General features: G+C 44.0%; 16 protein-coding genes. 14 read left to right on the forward strand and 2 right to left on the reverse strand.

Annotation, left to right across the window (positions count from 1 at the left end):
• Positions 1-92: 92 nt before the first annotated feature.
• Together DESDI_RS01505 and DESDI_RS17995 are read left to right on the forward strand one after the other, a co-directional pair.
• Positions 93-833, forward strand: coding sequence for a hypothetical protein (locus tag DESDI_RS01505; RefSeq protein WP_015260868.1), 741 nt, complete (start codon positions 93-95; stop codon positions 831-833).
• Between the two features lie 58 nt (positions 834-891).
• Entirely contained in the window at positions 892-1,701 is an 810-nt protein-coding gene (locus DESDI_RS17995; protein WP_172635871.1) for a DUF6884 domain-containing protein, read from the forward strand.
• Positions 1,702-1,763: 62 nt separating this feature from the next.
• On the opposite strand, the gene DESDI_RS01520 is transcribed toward DESDI_RS17995, so the two are convergent.
• Together DESDI_RS01520 and DESDI_RS01525 are read right to left on the reverse strand one after the other, a co-directional pair.
• A complete protein-coding gene (locus DESDI_RS01520) occupies positions 1,764-2,363 on the reverse strand; it encodes an SOS response-associated peptidase (RefSeq protein WP_015260870.1) in 600 nt (199 codons plus the stop codon).
• A gap of 102 nt (positions 2,364-2,465) precedes the next feature.
• Positions 2,466-2,816: a DUF134 domain-containing protein gene (locus tag DESDI_RS01525; RefSeq protein WP_015260871.1), complete on the reverse strand. Its 351-nt coding sequence runs from the start codon at positions 2,814-2,816 to the stop codon at positions 2,466-2,468.
• A gap of 135 nt (positions 2,817-2,951) precedes the next feature.
• Here DESDI_RS01525 and DESDI_RS01530 point away from each other — a divergent pair, with 135 nt between their 5' ends.
• The 12 genes from DESDI_RS01530 (at position 2,952) to nrfD (ending at position 18,511) form a co-directional block, all read left to right on the forward strand.
• Positions 2,952-3,314 (forward strand): NifB/NifX family molybdenum-iron cluster-binding protein, encoded by a 363-nt coding sequence (locus DESDI_RS01530; protein ID WP_041219629.1) that lies wholly within the window; start codon positions 2,952-2,954, stop codon positions 3,312-3,314.
• A gap of 156 nt (positions 3,315-3,470) precedes the next feature.
• Positions 3,471-4,325: a hypothetical protein gene (locus tag DESDI_RS01535; RefSeq protein ID WP_015260873.1), complete on the forward strand. Its 855-nt coding sequence runs from the start codon at positions 3,471-3,473 to the stop codon at positions 4,323-4,325.
• 55 nt (positions 4,326-4,380) lie between these two features.
• Positions 4,381-5,430: a 16S rRNA (cytosine(1402)-N(4))-methyltransferase RsmH gene (gene rsmH, locus DESDI_RS01540; RefSeq protein ID WP_015260874.1), complete on the forward strand. Its 1,050-nt coding sequence runs from the start codon at positions 4,381-4,383 to the stop codon at positions 5,428-5,430.
• Between the two features lie 21 nt (positions 5,431-5,451).
• A complete protein-coding gene (locus DESDI_RS01545) occupies positions 5,452-6,465 on the forward strand; it encodes an O-acetyl-ADP-ribose deacetylase (protein WP_015260875.1) in 1,014 nt (337 codons plus the stop codon).
• A gap of 100 nt (positions 6,466-6,565) precedes the next feature.
• Positions 6,566-7,216 carry a vWA domain-containing protein gene (locus DESDI_RS01550; protein WP_015260876.1) on the forward strand — a complete coding sequence of 217 codons (651 nt, stop codon included), beginning with the start codon at positions 6,566-6,568 and terminating at the stop codon, positions 7,214-7,216.
• Positions 7,217-7,622: 406 nt separating this feature from the next.
• Positions 7,623-8,687 (forward strand): hypothetical protein, encoded by a 1,065-nt coding sequence (locus DESDI_RS01555; RefSeq protein ID WP_015260877.1) that lies wholly within the window; start codon positions 7,623-7,625, stop codon positions 8,685-8,687.
• Complete coding sequence (locus DESDI_RS01560) at positions 8,687-10,744, forward strand: McrB family protein (protein ID WP_015260878.1); 2,058 nt, start codon at positions 8,687-8,689, stop codon at positions 10,742-10,744. The genes DESDI_RS01555 and DESDI_RS01560 overlap by 1 nt, the downstream gene beginning before the upstream one ends.
• Entirely contained in the window at positions 10,728-12,527 is a 1,800-nt protein-coding gene (locus DESDI_RS01565) for a DUF2357 domain-containing protein (RefSeq protein ID WP_015260879.1), read from the forward strand. The genes DESDI_RS01560 and DESDI_RS01565 overlap by 17 nt, the downstream gene beginning before the upstream one ends.
• Positions 12,528-12,703: 176 nt before the next feature.
• Positions 12,704-13,444, forward strand: coding sequence for a type II toxin-antitoxin system prevent-host-death family antitoxin (locus tag DESDI_RS01570; protein ID WP_015260880.1), 741 nt, complete (start codon positions 12,704-12,706; stop codon positions 13,442-13,444).
• Between the two features lie 258 nt (positions 13,445-13,702).
• Positions 13,703-16,288: a molybdopterin-dependent oxidoreductase gene (locus DESDI_RS01575; RefSeq protein ID WP_015260881.1), complete on the forward strand. Its 2,586-nt coding sequence runs from the start codon at positions 13,703-13,705 to the stop codon at positions 16,286-16,288.
• Positions 16,285-16,971 (forward strand): 4Fe-4S dicluster domain-containing protein, encoded by a 687-nt coding sequence (locus DESDI_RS01580; protein WP_015260882.1) that lies wholly within the window; start codon positions 16,285-16,287, stop codon positions 16,969-16,971. The genes DESDI_RS01575 and DESDI_RS01580 overlap by 4 nt, the downstream gene beginning before the upstream one ends.
• A gap of 232 nt (positions 16,972-17,203) precedes the next feature.
• Complete coding sequence (gene nrfD, locus DESDI_RS01585) at positions 17,204-18,511, forward strand: NrfD/PsrC family molybdoenzyme membrane anchor subunit (protein WP_015260883.1); 1,308 nt, start codon at positions 17,204-17,206, stop codon at positions 18,509-18,511.
• Positions 18,512-18,520: the final 9 nt, after the last annotated feature.

The following is an 18,520-nucleotide window of genomic DNA, read 5'->3' on the forward strand; positions in this document are numbered from 1 at the left end:
ACAGAAATTTATTAGACAAATCGAAGGGTGCTGACAATAAGAACGTTTTCTATCCATAAATCCTCATGGTGGGTAGGTGTATTGGAGATAGTATGCAAAATAGATACGTAGGTGATTTAGGAGACTTTGGGAAATACGCATTGTTAAGACGTATAACAAAAACTGGTTTAACCCTAGGGGTAAACTGGTACTTAGCCCCCGATGAGAATCATAACTCAGACGGTAAACATATCTCATATCTTAAGGATAAGAGTTATAGAAACTATGACGAGGAGCTTTATGACTTCTTAAAATATGTCGTTGATAACGGTAAAAGGAATGTGCTAAGCGTACAGGAATCTATAATCTTGCCAAGAAATACGGCGTACTACGACAGCATTTTGGATCTAACCAATGAACTTGACCCCTTAAAGCGCCGTATGCGTAGGCTACTCTGGCATAATGCTGCATTAAACAAGCTTAACGATTGTGAGATAGTCTTTCTTGACCCAGATAATGGTTTGCAAGTAAAAAGTGTTTCACTCACTGAAAGAAAAGGCAATAAATATATCGGTTTAGACGAGTTAAAAGATTATTACAAGCTCGGTAAGAGTATCATCTTCTACAACCACAGGGAACGTAAACAGGAGGAAGAATACCTTGATAAGTTTAGAAAGTTACAACATGATCCAGGTCTTACTGGTGCTAAGTGGTTTGCTCTAAAATTCGTTGGGGGAACAATACGGGATTACATTTTTGTACTTCGTCCCACACACTTCTACTTAGTAGAAGAACAATGTAAAGCGCTGCTCAATACCGCATGGAAAGCTAATTTCTCCTTATTATGTATCTAATCAATATCTTTCTGGTTGAAGTTATCCTCATTCAAGACGCTGGAATTAACCAAAACAAATGAAAGAAGGTACGATGTTGGCAAGAATAGCTTTAATTTCATGCACAAGCTTAAAGGAAAACTATAGATGTCCTGCCAAGGAGCTCTACTTTAAAAGCCCTACCTTTCGTCTTGCCTATGCTTTTGCTGAGATTGTTGCTGACCATACCTATATTCTTTCTGCGAAATATGGACTGGTGAGTATTGATGATATATTAGCTCCATATAACGAGACATTATTGGATAAGACAGATGAGCAGAAGAAAAAATGGAGCAATGAAGTTATATCTCAGCTTGCGAGCAAAGTGTCTCTTAGTGATGATGAATTTATTATTCTTGCAGGTAATAACTATTGCAAATATCTATTGCTGTCTATCTCCAAATATTGGCTCCCTTTGGAAGGGAAACGCCAAGGTGAAAGGCAACCAGCTCTTCATAACTTAATAGCCCTTGAAAAAGAAGAAAATCCATGCAAGGCTATACATCAATTGTTTAATATGATGCCCAGACTGGATTATCAAAGGATTTTAGATATTTCATTTGAAAATGGAATCTATGTGATGTTTGAAAAGGGTCAAAAATATGGGGAACTAGATAGGATTGTAAGAGTGGGGACCCATACGGTGGATGGAAGATTGAAGGCGAGATTAGTCGATCACTTCATCAGAAAGAATAAGGATGGCAGCATTTTCAGGAAGAATGTAGGTAAAGCATTGCTTGCTAGAAGTGACGATCCCTATCTTAACATCTGGTCTCTGGATACATCTAAGCCGGATAATAAGCCCTTAATCGATGAACTAAAGCAAGCGAAAGTCACCACCAAAAGGTAAATCAACTAACCTAACAGTAAGATATCATTTATGATTTAGAACACTATAATGCCTGTCTCCCACTAAAATAAAGTCGGCGTCACATCGACCCCAGCATAACTTACATCCTCTACAGAATGATGCATCATATCATGGCTCTCCATCTCACCGGATAACCATACTCCGCTCAGCTCCTTCGGTAGAATAACTGGCATCCGCTCATGGATAAAGATGATGCCGGGAGCTGCGGGGCGTGTGAGGATGACGAAGAGGGGTACCGGCAGATCCTTCTCAAATCTGTACATGCCTGCCATGTAGAGTGTGCTCGGCAATCCGATGGCATATTTTTGCTTCTTTTTGCCGATCGTTTCCCATTCGAAGTAGTGGCTGGCGGGGATCAGACAACGATGCTCGGCGAATCCCTTGCGGAACATCGGTTTTTCTGACGCCGTTTCTAACCGAGCGTTGATTATTTGTCCCTTGCCGTCAAACCGAGGAAAGCCCCATCTCATGAGGACTGGGGCCTCGGGGGTGATAATCGGCACAATATTTGTCGGATAAATCTCGCCGGTTTTCATCTTGGACAATTCGGGTGTGTCTTTAAAGCGATCATTGATTTCTTCAATGATCTTTTTTATTTCTGCGTCATCCTGTTCGGTAGCGATAAAGTAGCGACCGCACATCAAAGATCACTCCTTCCATGAGAGCTACTATTAGAGGACGTGCCGATACGACGAAAAGTAAAAGTAGGAAAGTTGGAAAGTAATTTAACAGTGGACCTAGTTCTAGAAGCAATTTCGTTTATGACATCTTGGGCACCTAAAAGCAGGCTGTTCCTTTTCGCCACAGAGCTCATAGTCACCACCTTCGATGAGTAGTCTGTTTCCATACACTAACGATGTTGCCAGTTTTTTGCGAGCATCGATATAGATTCTTTGTATAGTAGTGCGAGCAACATTCATACGCTCAGCGCACTCTTCTTGGGTCATTCCTTCTAAATCAATAAGACGAATAGTTTCATATTCATCTACAGTCATCGGAATTATTTCGCTTTCGATATCTCTTTTGTTAATAGGTCCAAATAAATTGTTTTCGGGTAAACAGCATACCTTTTTACATTTCCTAGGCCTTGGCATTTTTTTCACCTCCGGCATGGTTGGGTTATTGACATATGCCTTTTATAAGTTTATTATTGTGAGTAAAGGGCATATGTCAATAACATTATAAGACATTGGGCTGCTTAATAAAAGTATTTTGGAGGAATTTTAATGATGAAAATTGCTTTACCGTCACGTCAGAATCGTATTGATGATCATTTTGGGCATTGTGAGTACTTCACTATTTACACAGTAGATAACAATAGTAAAGAAATCCTTGAAGAAGAAACGGTTGCATCCCCTGCAGGCTGTGGTTGCAAATCGAATATCGCGCAAACCCTTTCTGAAAAGGGAGTAAAAGTCATGCTCGCGGGTAATATGGGTGAGGGAGCCGTAGGGGTTTTGAAAAACTCAGGGATCGAAGTCTTGCGTGGATGTTCGGGAGATGTTAAGACGGTCGCTCTCCATTGGCTAGAAGGATCATTAAAGGATTCCGGGGACTCTTGCCACGAACATGAACATAGTTGCCATAGCTAAAGAAGATTTCAAGAGAATTTGGCAAGGATAAGAAACAACGATGGCGTACTTCAAAGGAGGTACGACATTGTTGTTTCTTTTTGCGTTATTCCACCCGCAAAAAGCGTGGTATAATATGGTATTGAGTCCTTGTGGGGGGAATTGGGAGGTATGGTTATGAAAAAACGCATCGGCAATACTCTCATTGTAATTTTGATTGCTGTATCAGCATTGCTTCTATCCTCTCTGGGACCTAATGAGAGGGTAGCCCAATCGGAATCAGCTTTTCAGCCATCATATCATTTGATGCCCTATCGTGCTGAGTTTACTAAGCTTTTCTATGAGACTCCGGAACGGGTAGGATTTCAGGTGTTGGATGGCATTTTCCTCTACAATTACCAAGAAGGTTATGTGGAAGCAGACTTTGCGCTCAGTGAGGGCTGTTTCGAGCCGGGATATTTGATCTGGCCTGGGATGAGTACCAATGAAAAGAGCATCATTATCGGGGGTGTGGATCACTCGGCTGGAACTTGGAGTGACCACTATTATAGTTATGATATTAAGAGTAAAAAGCTGGTGCGAATGAACGGTGAGGTAACCGAGGTCGCCACCCTTCCCTATCCAGCTACGGATCGGCAGATGAACGCTTTTCAAGCAGACTCCTGGGAGCTAGAGGATCTCCGCTATTATCCGATGGGAAGTGATAAAGTCATTATTCCGTTTAAGGTAGAAGAAATTCCGACCATGGTCTATGTAATGCAGGGCAATGAGCAGGATAGCCTGTTTTCACCAAAGCTAACCCTAATGGCTGACGGGCGGTTCCAATTCACCTATTCCTTGTTAAGTAGCTATCTTAATTATGGGGAATACAGCATAGCGGGAATGGAATACAAAATGGTAACCAAGGACGGACAGCATACCTTTGTATTTCATAAAGAAGGGGATAACTTCGTTTTTGATGCGGAGCGTTCTTCAAGGTGTATTCTTGATGATAGAACAGAACTACCTGACGGAGCTGTGTTTTCCGCATAACTCGATGCCAGAACGAGAGTAGAAAATAACATAAGAAAAGATAGAGAGGTAACCAATGGAACATCCAGAGCAGAAGCACCAACGACGTGCTCGATATAAGGGAACCCATCCAAGAAACTTTAAAGAAAAATACAAAGAGCTTCAACCGGAAAAATATGGTGATACTGTAGCAAAAGTTATTCAAAAGGGCAGTACACCTGCTGGTATGCATCTATCTATATGTGTTAAAGAAATACTAGAATTCTTGCAAATTCGACCAGGCCAAACTGGTTTAGATGCAACCCTGGGATATGGTGGTCATACATTAGAAATGCTAAAATGTTTAGAATCAAAGGGCCATATATATGCCCTTGATGCAGACCCTATTGAATTAGCTAAAACTAGAGAACGCTTACAGCGTTTAGGGTATGGTTCAGATCTATTAACTACTAGGCAACTGAACTTTGCCAATATTGATCAAGTTGCTGCTGAAGCGGGTCCGTTTGATTTTGTATTAGCAGACTTAGGCCTATCTTCAATGCAAATAGATAATCCTGACAGAGGTTTTTCATATAAAAAAGAGGGGCCATTGGATTTGCGATTGAATCCTGAAAAAGGAATATCTGGTGCTGAGCGCTTAAGGAAAATGACTCAAGACCAATTAGAAGGTATGCTCATTGAAAATGCGGACGAACCCTATGCTGCACTAATTTCCCGTGCTATTATTTCTGAAATAAAAAATGGAACTGATATTTCTACGACGACTAAGCTCCGACAAATTATTGAAGATGCCCTCAAACATATTACGGTAGATAATCGGAAAGAAGCGATTAAGAAATCATGTCAAAGAACCTTCCAGGCATTGCGTGTTGATGTAAATAGTGAATTTGAAGTGTTATATGAATTTCTAGAAAAACTTCCTAACGTCCTTGCAAAAGGCGGACGTGTTGCCATACTGTCTTTCCATTCAGGAGAAGATAGACTTGTCAAAAAGTCTTTTAAGGGTTTGTTGCGAGAAGGGGTTTACAATGAGATTTCAACCGAGGTAATCCGGGCATCGTCAGAAGAATGTAATATGAATAGTCGTGCCCGCTCAGCAAAGATGAGATGGGCTATAAAAGCTTAAAGAAGCAGAGGAGGGGCCACAATGCCGCTGGAAATAATCCGTAATGATATAACCAAGGTTCTGGCCGATGCCATCGTCAATGCCGCAGACCCATCCCTACTTGGCGGTGGTGGTGTCGATGGCGCAATCCATCGGGCCGCAGGACCGGAACTGCTGGCCGAATGCCGAACTCTTGGTGGTTGCCAAGTCGGACAAGCCAAGCTCACTAAAGGTTACAACCTGCCGGCAAAGTATGTAATCCACACCGTCGGTCCTGTTTGGCAGGGTGGTCATAAGGATGAGGAGAAGCTACTCACAGATAGTTACAGGAACTCATTAGCTCTCGCTCAGGAGTATAACCTAGAGAGCATTGCCTTTCCCTTGATATCAGCAGGCGCTTTCGGCTATCCCAAGGATAAAGCGATACAAACTGCCATTTCCGCAATTGGGGACTTTCTTTTGCATAATGATATGACCGTGTACTTAGTGGTCTATGATAAAAGCGCATTTACATTGTCTGAAAAGCTATTTTCCTCAATCACCCAATACATTGATGACAAATACATCGAGGAGCAGCCCTTTGCCCGCGAGGACCGTCAGCGAGATCGATATTCTCTCAATGACTATCAGGCCGAAGCACCCATGCTTTCACCGATAGGAGCAGCTAAATCAAAGCCTAAGCGCCAACGCAAGCTAGACGATATTGTAAAGAACATGGACGAAACCTTCTCTCAGATGCTATTGCGCTTGATTGACGAAAAAGGTCTGACCGATGCCGAAACCTATAAGAAGGCCAATATCGACCGCAAGCTGTTTTCCAAAATCCGCAATGACCTCAATTACAAACCGAGCAAACCGACCGCGATTGCTTTTTCCATCGCTTTGCGGTTGAATCTTGATGAAACGAAAGACCTCCTGTTAAAAGCCGGTTACGCTCTTTCTCACAGTAGCAAATTCGATATTATTATTGAATACTTCATCGAAGAAGAAAGCTACAATATTTTCGAGATAAACGAAGCCCTCTTTGCTTTTGAGCAGCACCCACTTGGAGTTTAGCTGATGGAACACTTCCCGGAATGTGTCGCTTGCCAAGCGACCTGAACCAAGCGCTGCACTGTTATCCTTAAATCAATAAAATGATTTGGAGGATAATAGGATGAAGAAAGATTTAACGGAACTGGTTTTTATCCTGGACAGAAGTGGCTCCATGAGCGGGCTGGAAAGCGATACAATCGGCGGCTATAATGCTATGCTTGCTAAGCAGCAGAAGGAACCCGGCGAAGCCATTATCACCACAGTGTTATTTGACGACCGCTACGAACTGCTTCATGATCGTATTAATCTGCGGGGAATCGCTCCGATCACCGACAAAGAGTATTATGTGCGTGGCAATACGGCCTTGCTCGATGCTGTGGGCAAGACAATCAATAAAATAGGCAATGTCCAAAAACACACAGCCGAAGAGGAGCGTGCCGAGCATGTCATGTTTGTAATCACCACCGACGGCTTGGAAAACGCTAGTAGTGAATTCAACTATGCCAAAGTGCGTCGGATGATAGAACGCCAACAAAGCAAGCATGGCTGGGAGTTTATCTTTTTGGGTGCCAATATCGATGCCGTCGCCACGGCGGAACGCTTTGGCATCGGTAAGGACAGGGCAACAAATTATCATGCCGACAGTGAAGGCACGTCATTAAATTATGAAGTCATCAGTGAAGCCGTGAGCTGTGTGCGTGCTAGCCGCTCACTGGATAAGAAGTGGAAAGAACGGATCGACGAGGATTACAAAAGGCGCAGTGGGAAATAAGGTTTAAATATTTCAGAGTGGCATCCCATTGACCCCTGCATAATTTGCATCCTCTACAGAATGGTTCATCACATCATCGCACTCTCCTCCGATAACCATACTCCGCCAACTCTCCCAGCGATACTTATAAACAAGGGCAGAAGTTAATGCTTACCTAAGTAATAACATCTGTCCTCTTTTGCTACGGAGTCCACCGTCGTATACTTGGAACATTCACAGATTCACCTTCCTTTGAGTTTCCTACGAATCTCTTCTGAAGAGTTATTTGACTTATTATCTTTTTCGTCAAAAACTGAAAATTTTTATTATAATAAACAAAAACATCTTACAAATTTAGTAAATGTATTATAATGATAAGGTGTGGGTTCGTCCCAAAAGGACATTAGTTGGATAGGAGTGGTTACGTGTGAATAAGGAGATACTGGATTGGTTTTTGAGTCTAAAGAATGATGATGAAATTAGACATTTAGTCAAGGTATTAAAGATTAACGTCTCGGGATTTCGAGTGAACAATGCACCCCGGTCCAGCTTGATAAAGAGTCTGATTAATAAGAATAAATCTATTCCATTAATTAGTGAACTTCATGACATATACGAAGGGGATCCTGAGAAGGTTTTGGGCAGGCCCCTAAATGATTTATACGACTTGGTGGCAAAAAGTCACAGGGAAATTCCCCGAATATTAGTTACACTCATCGGAAGCAACGAAGAGCATGATCGTCAACTGGCTGAAGAGCTTTTTTTCAAGATTAAAGACCAAGGGCTTCTCAAGTGTTTTGAAGATGATGATAAGGCACAAAGAGAGCAGATGGAGAGGGAAAGCCGCTTAGAAAAGACGATACAAGAATTAGAAGGAAAAATTCAAAGTGATACCAAACGATTAAAAAACATCGAAGATAAACTTAGCCGAGTGACAAAGAATTATGAAGAAGAAACCCAGAAATATAAAGACGAGAAAACGAAAACTACGGGAGAAAAGAAGAAGTTACATAAGGAAAACCAGGATTTGCTTCAAGAAAACAAAGAAATCAAGAAGCAGTATGAGGCGTTGAACAAAAAAGTAACTAAACTAGAGCAGGAAAAACAAATATTAGCTGAAATAAATAGTGGCTTAGAAGCACAAGTTGAAGAAATTTCCAGAAAGAGCTTGTTCATTGAAACAAGTGTAGAGCCAGAAAAATCTGAGAGCGTCCCCGATGCCACGGAGAAAGACCAGGAAAAACCACTCGTTGCGCTAGTGGGAAGATCTTTGGTTCGAAGGTTACTTGGGAATTCCCAAGAAGTCAAGTTCATCCAAGATACGGAGGCAGTCTTAGATGGGATGCTCGACGAGTATGATAAGGTCTTAATAGCTAGCTTTGACTTGCCTTTTTTAACGAGGAAGCAACTTATGAATTCTGAAAAAGAAAAAGTCCAAATAATCAGCGACCAAAAACAGTTGAAAAGCTATCTTAAGAGGGAGGCGCGCTAATGGCTCGATATAATCAACTTGAATTTGATGTAGTCGGAGTATTGCCTAGTGATGAATATATGTATTTTCGTTACGATAAAGAAGCGGCGTTCATTAACAAACAGAATTCCGTTCAGTTTTGTATCAGGCCTATATCCGAGACACCATCAGTGTTTCCCAATGGGTTAGTGACAGGCTATCCTTCAGATATAGAAGTCCATGATTTTGTTGATGAAATTTGGGAGACTGAAGAAAACCGCAAAAAGGCTGCAAAAGAGTTCTTTAGTGAACACTTAATTATATTTAGTCCTCTGCAAAAAAGTGATAAGTTCAACTTGGCTAATGTGCGCTTAGTTCCTAAGCCCCAAGGCTATTCGGAAAACACCACATATGTGCCTATTCCGGTATTTTGCCAAGAAGTACACAAGCTTACCTTTAACGAATTTATGGTGCGACTCCAAGCCAATCGTTTCGTTGGGAAAATCAAAGGGGTATCCACAGACCCTAATGAAACCCCCGGTGTTATCCTCTGGAAGAAAAGTGAAGGCGAATATATTGTCATTGGCGAGTTTGAACGCCATCGCTATGCCCATGGCGGCTTTAACTTTACCTTTAAGACTCTCAAGTGTTTTGATTTTCAAGAGATTTGGCTTTCAGATGCCATCATCGATGAGCAAGCCAGCCCTGACCTGATCTTTGTCGGCAATGAGACCTATGATTTGATTCTCAAGCAGATGGATCTAACCAGTGAATTTGAGTTTTCCGATGTCCAAGAAGCTCCTGAGCCTTCCAAATCCCTTGAAGGTAAGGTTATCTCTGAAGCGGCTCCCAGCCCAGAGTTAGTAGAAAGACCAGTGGAAAAACCCCTCGTAAAGCCAGCAGAAGGACAAGCCAAGTCAGTGGTTGCCCCGGTGGCAGCGGATAAGGAACGAGAAAAGGAAGAAGAGGCAAAGGCAGAGGAGGCAAAGGCAGAGGAGAATATTGAAAAGGCATTTTTAGATACCTTAAATAGTTTGGCCAGAGAGTCAGGTCTGGCCTACGACCCCAAAGATCTAATCAACTTCCACACAGCCATGAAATCTTCCAGTCTGGTCATCTTGGCTGGTATGAGCGGTACCGGTAAATCGCAACTTGTGCAGCTTTACGGAAGAGCATTAGGAATCGAGCAACAAGTGGTCATGATTCCTGTCCGTCCTGCTTGGACGGATGACGCTGACTTGATCGGCTATGTAGATGCTATCCACATGGTGTATCGACCGGGAGATTGTGGACTAGTCAACACCCTGATTAAGGCGTCCCAGGAGAAAGAAAGCCTCTTTATAATTTGCTTTGATGAAATGAATCTAGCGAGGGTCGAACATTACTTTTCCCAATTCCTCTCTGTCCTAGAGATGGAGGGCCATCGCCGTCGCTTAAGATTATACAACGAAGAAGTTAAGGAAAGATTATATAACGGACAAGAATATGAACCAACAGTTTTAATCGGAGATAATGTTATGTTTGTGGGGACAGTCAATCTGGATGAATCAACCTATCATTTCTCTGACAAGGTCCTGGACAGAGCCAATGTAATTAGCCTTAACGTCTTAGACTTCGCAGAACTGAAGGGCTTGAACTTTGATAAACGCCGAACTGGGAAGAAGCCTGAAGTTGTGACATACACCCAATATGCGGCCTTGAAGAAAGAAGAATCTACCCTCGAGTTAACCGACCGGGAAATCGAGTTCTTTAGTGGATTTAATCGTGCCTTAAGGGAAACTAATAAGAACTTAGGCTTTGGGCCTCGGGTGGTGCGCCAAATCGCCAAATATATCTCTAACTTACCCCAGAGTACTTATCTGAGTCGCCAACAGGCTTTCGACCTGCAAGTCGTCCAAAGAATCTTAACCAAACTTAGAGGTCCAGAAGATCAACTGAAGCCACTCCTCGGGGCCTTTAACTCCCGAGTCAATCAGCTAGAAGAGGGGCAATTGTTCCAGCTTTTAGAGAAATACGCAGATGTTTCGGAGTTTGAGCAAACTGATGAGATTATGAGGCTAAAAGCGAAAGAGTTGAAAATGTATGGCTATACCGTTTGAACAACTGCCCTTTGAGGTTGTCTTCCATCAATTCGAGGTAGCTCTCCGGCCACAATTTTATGCCACAGAAGAGGAAGCTTACTTGGAACAAGCGTACCTAAAACTTCGAGAAAATGTTATGCTCCAGTTGGATTTTCTAGCTGAGGATAGGAATGCCCGTTTTCATATGGATGGTCTTGATGCCCTGCCGGAAAGATTCCTAGAAATTGATGAGCAGGGTGAAGCCTTTATTTATCCCTGTACCGACTTTATTATCTTGAAGGAAAACTATTATCCGCTAATTCCAGGCTTGAATCTTATTAGAGTGAGAATACAAGAACAGAGTTATTATGCTATGGTGGAGATTGTACCCACTCAATTATCTTCCTTTGAGTGGCAGCTTATGATCTCCGATCTGGAAAATATCCTTAATGGTCTTTCCATGGACTTAATACGCAAAAATATTGCCTTGGGGGAATATCACCACAAGTCGATACCCCCAGCCCTTTTATATCGGTTTATGGTTATCAAAAAGTATTTTCCTGATACCATGTCTGCTTTAAGTGATCTTTTAAACAAAATCAACTCCCGGATTAAAAAAGAGTATCTGATGGTTCCTAATGAGCGAGCAAAAACCATCGACCTGGTGACCATCCGCTATAGGTCCACCCACCCGGAGAACAACCAATCCCTTAAAGTCCCCAAGCCTACAGTGGATTATGACTTGCCGGAGAACCGCTGGATTAAGTTCATAATTCGCACTCTTATCCGAACCATCGAGGACTTTATCGAGGCTACTGGCGAGCTATGGCGGGAACTGGAGCAGGAGATTTCTCACTTAGCTCAATGGTCAACAAATGAGTTCATTGTGGACCAAAAACAAAAAGTTCTCTCTAACTTGCTCGCTTACAAGGAAGTAGCAGAAAAAATGAAAAAGGGGCTAGAGATTATTAAATATGCCCCTTGGTATGGTCAAGTATCGCCTGTCAGACCCACCTCCATCTCCTCAGTATTGCTGACGGATTCTCGCTATCTGACCCTCTTTAAACTCTATAAGGCTCTCCAGCGGGAAGAATTTAATGTAGCCATCGATCCAGCTTATGCTTATCAATATAAGCGGACGGATAAACTCTATGAAATATGGGGTTTTCTGCAGATGAGTGAGGCGGTCAAAGAGTTAGGTTTTGAACCGGTTAAGGGCTGGATCTATGATCAGAACTTTAACTCTGAACAGATTTTGATTCCGACCCTTCCAGCAGGGAGTGTGATCTCTTTTCGAAGGGACGAACTGGAGCTGAGAATGACCTATGATGGGCAACTCCCCTATGAAAGCTCCAAAACATCCCCGGAAAGTCCTATCTATGCCGCTTCTGAAAAAAATAACCCCGATGGTCGAATCGATGTCTACAAGAAAGGTATCTATATCGGCTCTTTGATTTTTGATATGAAGTGCCGGAATCTGAGTAGCTTTTTCCGTGAAGACTATTTGCGTTCGGCCTATCGCACTCCAGCAGTTAATCAACTGATTTCCTATGGCACCCAATGTTTATCCCTTTTCATCTTCGGTCACCATAAGCGAGCTCAAGATATCAACCCAGTCCGAGAAGTCTGGGCCATTCATCCAAAAAGTTCGGATAGCTCCAACCACAACAAGCTCAAAGACGATCACAAGCTGAGACTGCTTAAATTAGCACCAGGGGATGATATCGATATCCTCGTTAAGCAATTGAGAATCTTTATCACAGGAATTCTGGAGTGGTATGAGGATATGCTAAAGGGCTTTGGCCAGGAGAGCAAACGGTAATGACGACGTCAAAAAGGAGACCCTCAGCCCCAAAAGGCAAAGGGTCTCCTATGCAAAGCTGTTGATTACAAAAACTGAATGGGCCACCGGCGGAACATTAGCTATTATTTTCTTGAAATAATAGCTAATGTTTATTATAATAGTACCCAAAATAGACTGCGAGATGGGGTGAATCTATGCGTGTTAATACCACAGATATGCAAAATGCTTTTGGGAAATATCTTTCTCTTGTAGAGAAGGAAGATATTATTATTACCAAAAACGGCAGAAGTGTTGCTAAACTAACTCATTATAAAGAACCGGACTATTTTATTGTTCATGAAGAAGCACATCAATATCAAACAATGAAAAAGGTGAGCTATGAAGAATATATGGAGCTGGTTGATTCCTCTGATCAAAGATACGAGCTCATTGAGGGCGAGATTTATCTGTTAGCTTCGCCTTCCTTTACCCATCAGGTGGTTGTTAACGAAATATCATGGCATTTCAATAACTATTTTAAGGGAAAACCTTGTCGATCCTTAACTGCCCCGTTGGATATACGTCTTTTCGGTTATGCGACCAAGTTTGAAGAAGAACCGAATGTTGTCCAGCCAGATGTAGTCGTGATTTGTGATGAAGAAAAGGTTAATGAGAAGAACAAATATGAAGGGATACCGACATTGATTGTCGAGGTCTTATCTCCATCGACTAAGAATAAAGACTTAGTTGCTAAATTGAATCTTTACATGAAAAGCGGTGTCTCAGAATACTGGGTTGTAAACCCGGAGAACAAAAGTATTCTTCAATACTCTTTTTCGAAAGAAAGAGAAATTGATTACCCGCAAAGCCACCGACTGGAGGATACAATACAATCGACTGTCTTCCCGGGTTTAGAGATATTTGTACAGGATGTTTTTTCTGAAATCTCCCTTTGAGTTTGCCACATACTCCGCTCAGCTCCCTTGGCATGATAACCGGCATCCGTACATGGATAATGGAGATAATTCCTCTGCTGAGCCTACAAATCAAAGTGTCTGAATATTCCTTGAGAGCCGTGATTTGAATCACGGCTTTTTGCCGTGTCACAAAGTATTCTTAGCTGGAGTAGGTTAGGGGTAGGGTCTTCTTTTTCTATTGCAAAAATATAGTTAGGTAATACAGAAAAACAAAAGTGATGGACTGGAGTGAAAAGAGTGGAAAAAAACAAGGCGAAACTATCGCGACGCCAATTTCTAAAAGGGACAGCGGCTACAGGAGCAATGGTGGGTACCATGGGAGCCGTGGGCTTCGCCAACAAAGCCATTGCTGATGAAGTTGTTTCTGGGGAGAGCGGGAGCGCTCCTGAGCTCAAGACTGTGCGCACGACCTGTTCGCCCAACTGTACAGGGGCCTGTGGATTGAATGCTATCGTCGAGAATAACGAGATCAAGGCTATTGTGCAGGCGGCAGATTACCCGGAACAAGAATATAACCCGCGTGGCTGTCTTAAAGGGCTATCTATGATGAACCTAGTGTATGGTCCGGATCGCCTACAAACCCCCTTGATTCAAAAGGGAAAGCCCGGTGTCGATGAGTTGCAGAAGGCCACGTGGGAGGAAGCTCTTGATTATACTGCCCAAAGGCTGAAGGAAATCGCCGCAAAATACGGCCCAGAATCTATTGGGGTCGCCTTCCAAGTGGGAGGGACCAGCTATGTACATAAGGGAGCCATGTCGCGTCTGGCCACTCTAGCCGGATGGAATATCCATCACGCCTATGATCAAAACGGCGACCTGCCGATGTTTTGGCCCATGACCTTCGGGGTCCAATCAGAAGAACTTGAACCCAGTGAATGGCTGAATGCCCGCTATATGGCGGTATTTGGTTCTAATATTTTGGCTACCCGTTTGCCGGATGCGCATTTTCTCGTCGAGGCGAGAAATAAAGGGACCAAGGTTATCGTCTTTGACCCGAGTTATAGTCCGACTGCCGCCAAGGCCGATGAGTACATAGCCATTAATGGAAGCAGTGATGCTGCCGTAGCCTTGGGAATCTGCAAGGTTATCCTCGAGGAGGGGCTTTACGATCAGAACTTTATTAGCACCTTTACAGATATGCCTTTACTGGTGCGCCTAGATAATGGGAAACGTCTCAAAGCCGATGAAGTGGAAGGCTTGACCAAACCAACCGATACCCCGACCTATCGGGAAGCCTTTGTTGCCTACAATGGGAATTTCTTGACAGTTCATTCAGAAAGGCTGGACCTGCCTGAAAATCTTCTGCTAGAAGGAGAAGTGGAGGTGCCACTCAAAAGTGGGGAAAGGGTTATCGCTAAGCCTGTCTTCCAGCTTCTCAAGGAAAGCTTAAATCACTATACCCCTGAGGCCGTAGAGAAAGAATCGGGAATGAAGCCAGATGATTTGGTGCGCATTGCCCGGGAGATGGCGACAATCAAGCCTCTTCATATCGTCTATGGGGCTAGCAATTATCAATGGTATCATGGGGATCTTAAGGGACGGGCTCTGGCCTTGATCAATGTACTGACGGGAAACATCGGGCAACCGGGGGCAGGAATCTCAACCTATGCCGGACAATACCGGATTCGCCTTAAGGTGGGTGAATGGTGGGTCCCGGAAGGTCGTAAGCAAAACTGGCTTCCCTTCCTTTATGTGCTCAATGGTCCGACAGAAAATATGAAGGCCAAGTATCCCAAGGATGGCATCAAGGCCTTAATCACCGGCTGGGGAAATCCCTTTGATCAACATAATATGTCGAATATCCTCCGGGAGCGGGTTCAATCAGGGGAATTAGAATTCGTGGCCAACATTGACTTCCAAATGACCACCAGCTGTGAGTATAGTCATGTGGTTTTGCCGGGGGTCACTTGGTATGAAAAGACGGATCTCACGGCGTCGCCGGTGCATCCTTATCTCCAGCTGCAACAGCCTGCCATCACCCCGGTTTATGAGGGAAGACCGGAGCTTTGGATCTTTAGAGAATTGGCCAAACGCCTCAATCCGGAGTTTGAAAAGTACTTTTTCCCCGGACTGGAACCGGATCAGGCTGCGGAAGAAGTTATCAAGCTTTTGCTGAAAACCGGCGGGCCAAATTGTGCAGGAATCACCCTTGAACAGCTCAAGCAAGGCCCCGTCCGCTTAAAGTCAGAAGTGCCGGGTGATCGGCAGATTCCTTTTTATGAGCAAGTCCATGGTAAGCGACCCTTCCCGCCCCAAAGCCTTCCGGCAAAACTCGAGCAAACGGCTCAATTCGTAAAAAGCGGGCGGATTGAATTCTATAAGGATGAGGACGCCTTCATAGAAGCAGGAGAGCAGCTGCCGGTCCATAAACCGCCCTTTGAAGAAAGCGAATATGCTCTAAACCCCGCAGCGCGGGAGAAATACACCTTCAACTTCGTTACTCGTAATGCCATCTACCGGGTACACTCCACCCATTCGAATAACATCTGGATGAACGAGCTTCAAGAGGGCAAAGCCCATATTTGGCTCAATCCCACGGATGCAGAGGAAAAAGGGATCAAACAGGGCGATGAAGTTGAGGTCTATAATGATCGAGGCAAGCTCTTGGTCTATGCTGTGGTAGATGCCGGGGTTGGCCGGAAGGTCGCCATGTTCGAGCAGGGTTGGTGGAGTCGTTATCTGAAAGAAACTTCCTATAACAGCTTAACCTATCCCTTTATTAAGCCTACCCACGAGGTCTACTTCGTGCCGGGAATGTGGGCGCCCAATACCGCGTGGAATGAATGTCTTTGCGATGTTAAAAAGGTGGGTGATCAGCTATGAAATTAGGAATGGTCATTGATTTAGATAAATGTATCGGGTGTCGTACCTGTGCTGTAGCATGCAAATCCCACAATGCCCAGCCTCCGGGAACTTGGTGGAATCGGGTCTTTACTCCCGGCAGCCCTTATCATCAAAGCGCTGTGGGGGAGGAAGGGAACCTACAAATGAACTTCCTGCCGGTTTCCTGTCAGATGTGTGATAACGCTCCTTGTGAAAAGGTCTGTCCCGTAGGGGCGACCTATACCGATGAGCGGGGCGTCGTTCTTGTGGATTTTGAACGATGTATTGGTTGTCGCTATTGCATTGCAGCTTGTCCCTATAATGTGCGGCAGTTTAATTGGGAAGATCCCAAGGAAGTTAAGAAGCGGGCCGGCTACAAAGAAGGGTATGAATATGGATACCCAGCAGAGGCTAGGGACAAGGATGGACGGTTAGTTTATACGCCCAATCGCCCGGTAGGGGTGGTAGAGAAATGTACTTTTTGTTTCCAATACACTTCCCAAGGGGAAGAACCGGCTTGTGTTCAGTCCTGCCCTTCTCAGGCGCGGATCTTTGGAGATCTGGAGGATCCGGACTCAGAGGTGAGTCGCTTGATCCGCGATCGTCAGGCTTTCCGTCTGAAGGAGGAATTAGGAACTCAGCCTAAAGTCTATTATCTGCCGGCAAGTAAGCCCAACCGATAGGGATACCCAACCGTTAGGGATGCCCAATCGATAGGGATACATAGTGAGCCACGATGTAAATATTTATTTGACCCAAGTAAAGGGTGTTAGTGAAGAAAATTAAGCAGAAATTTAATTGGTAGAAATCGAAAGTTAAAGGCTAAAAATCTAGAGGACAAATAACAAAAAACAAAGACAAAGACCAATGACAAGTGACAAGTGACAAAAGAATAATAGAGTAGGAACGGAAAGGGTGAAAATTTTGGCACAGAATAATGTGGTCACTACACGGACGATCCCTGTTGCCCGTAAGCCAATCAACGGAATGCTTGTGCTAGGGGCAGTTCTATTGCTGATAGCCTTGAGTGCCTGGGGTTATCAATTAAAGGAAGGCCTCATTGTCACCAATATGCGGAATTCCTTCAGTTGGGGACTCTATATCGCCACCTTTGCCTTCTTTGTGGGCATTGCGGCAGGAGGACTGATTGTCTCTTCCTCCGTCTACCTCTTTAACTTAGAAAAGCTAAAGCCCTTGACCAGGATTGCTTCCTTATCAGCCTTTGCCTGTTCTCTTGGGGCAGGTGCCATGATTTTGCCAGATATGGGTCGGATTGACCGAATCTATCAGATGCTCCTCCATCCCAACTTCAGCTCTCCTCTGGTATGGGACGTTATAGTTATTAGTGCTTATATTGTGGTCACCTTCTTGAGTGTCTATGTTCAACTTTTGCCTGATTGGCAAAGAGAGGGTCGAGGCCTTTTAAATGGGTGGACTAAGAAGTACTCCCCAGAAGAAATTCAGTTTTTCTCCAAGAAATGGTCCAAGCGCGTAGCCATCATCGGCCTGCCCTTTGCGGTGCTGATCCATACGGTAACCGCTTTGATTTTTGCCACCCAAGCCTCACGAGGTTGGTGGAATACAGCCATTTTACCCCCGGACTTCATTGCGGTGGCAGTGGCCTCCGGAACGGCGCTGGTGCTTTTGATCTCTCTTCTCTATGTGGGTAAAGAGGGCTTTGCCGAATATCAGGAGGCGTTTAGGACCCTAGCGGTCATTGTCGCCGGTGCCTTGATCGTTCATTTCTTCTTTGTAGCTGTGGATCTTTTGGTTCATGGTTGGTGGGGAAGCGCGGAAGGTCATGAGCTTTTTGCTCTGCTTTTTGGCGAATATAAGTTTTTATATGGCACAGAGCTCCTTTTGCCGGCCTTTACCATGATCTTTTTCTTTACCAAAAAGGGAAATAGCTCCCGTAAATCTCTCATCCTCGGCTGTATCCTGCTCTTTATCGGGGTTTTCGCCCATCGGATGATGCTGATGTTTCCTTCCTTCAACGCCATTCCCTTGACCTTAAACATCAACGGGACAGGAATTGAGGCCTGGGCTTATCCCGTAGCAACCGGTGCTTATCAAGAAGGGGTATCTTCCTTTGTCAGCTCGTGGCCCTATTTCCCCACTCTTTTGGAGATGGCTTTAGGGTTACTCCCCTTTGGGGTGGTTATATTCGTTATCTCGCTTGCCTTTAGGTTGTACTTCTTTTTGCCCAACTCTTCGAAGAAATAAGCTGGCCTC

It is taken from the genome of Desulfitobacterium dichloroeliminans LMG P-21439 (assembly GCF_000243135.2).
Lineage (GTDB): Bacteria > Bacillota > Desulfitobacteriia > Desulfitobacteriales > Desulfitobacteriaceae > Desulfitobacterium > Desulfitobacterium dichloroeliminans.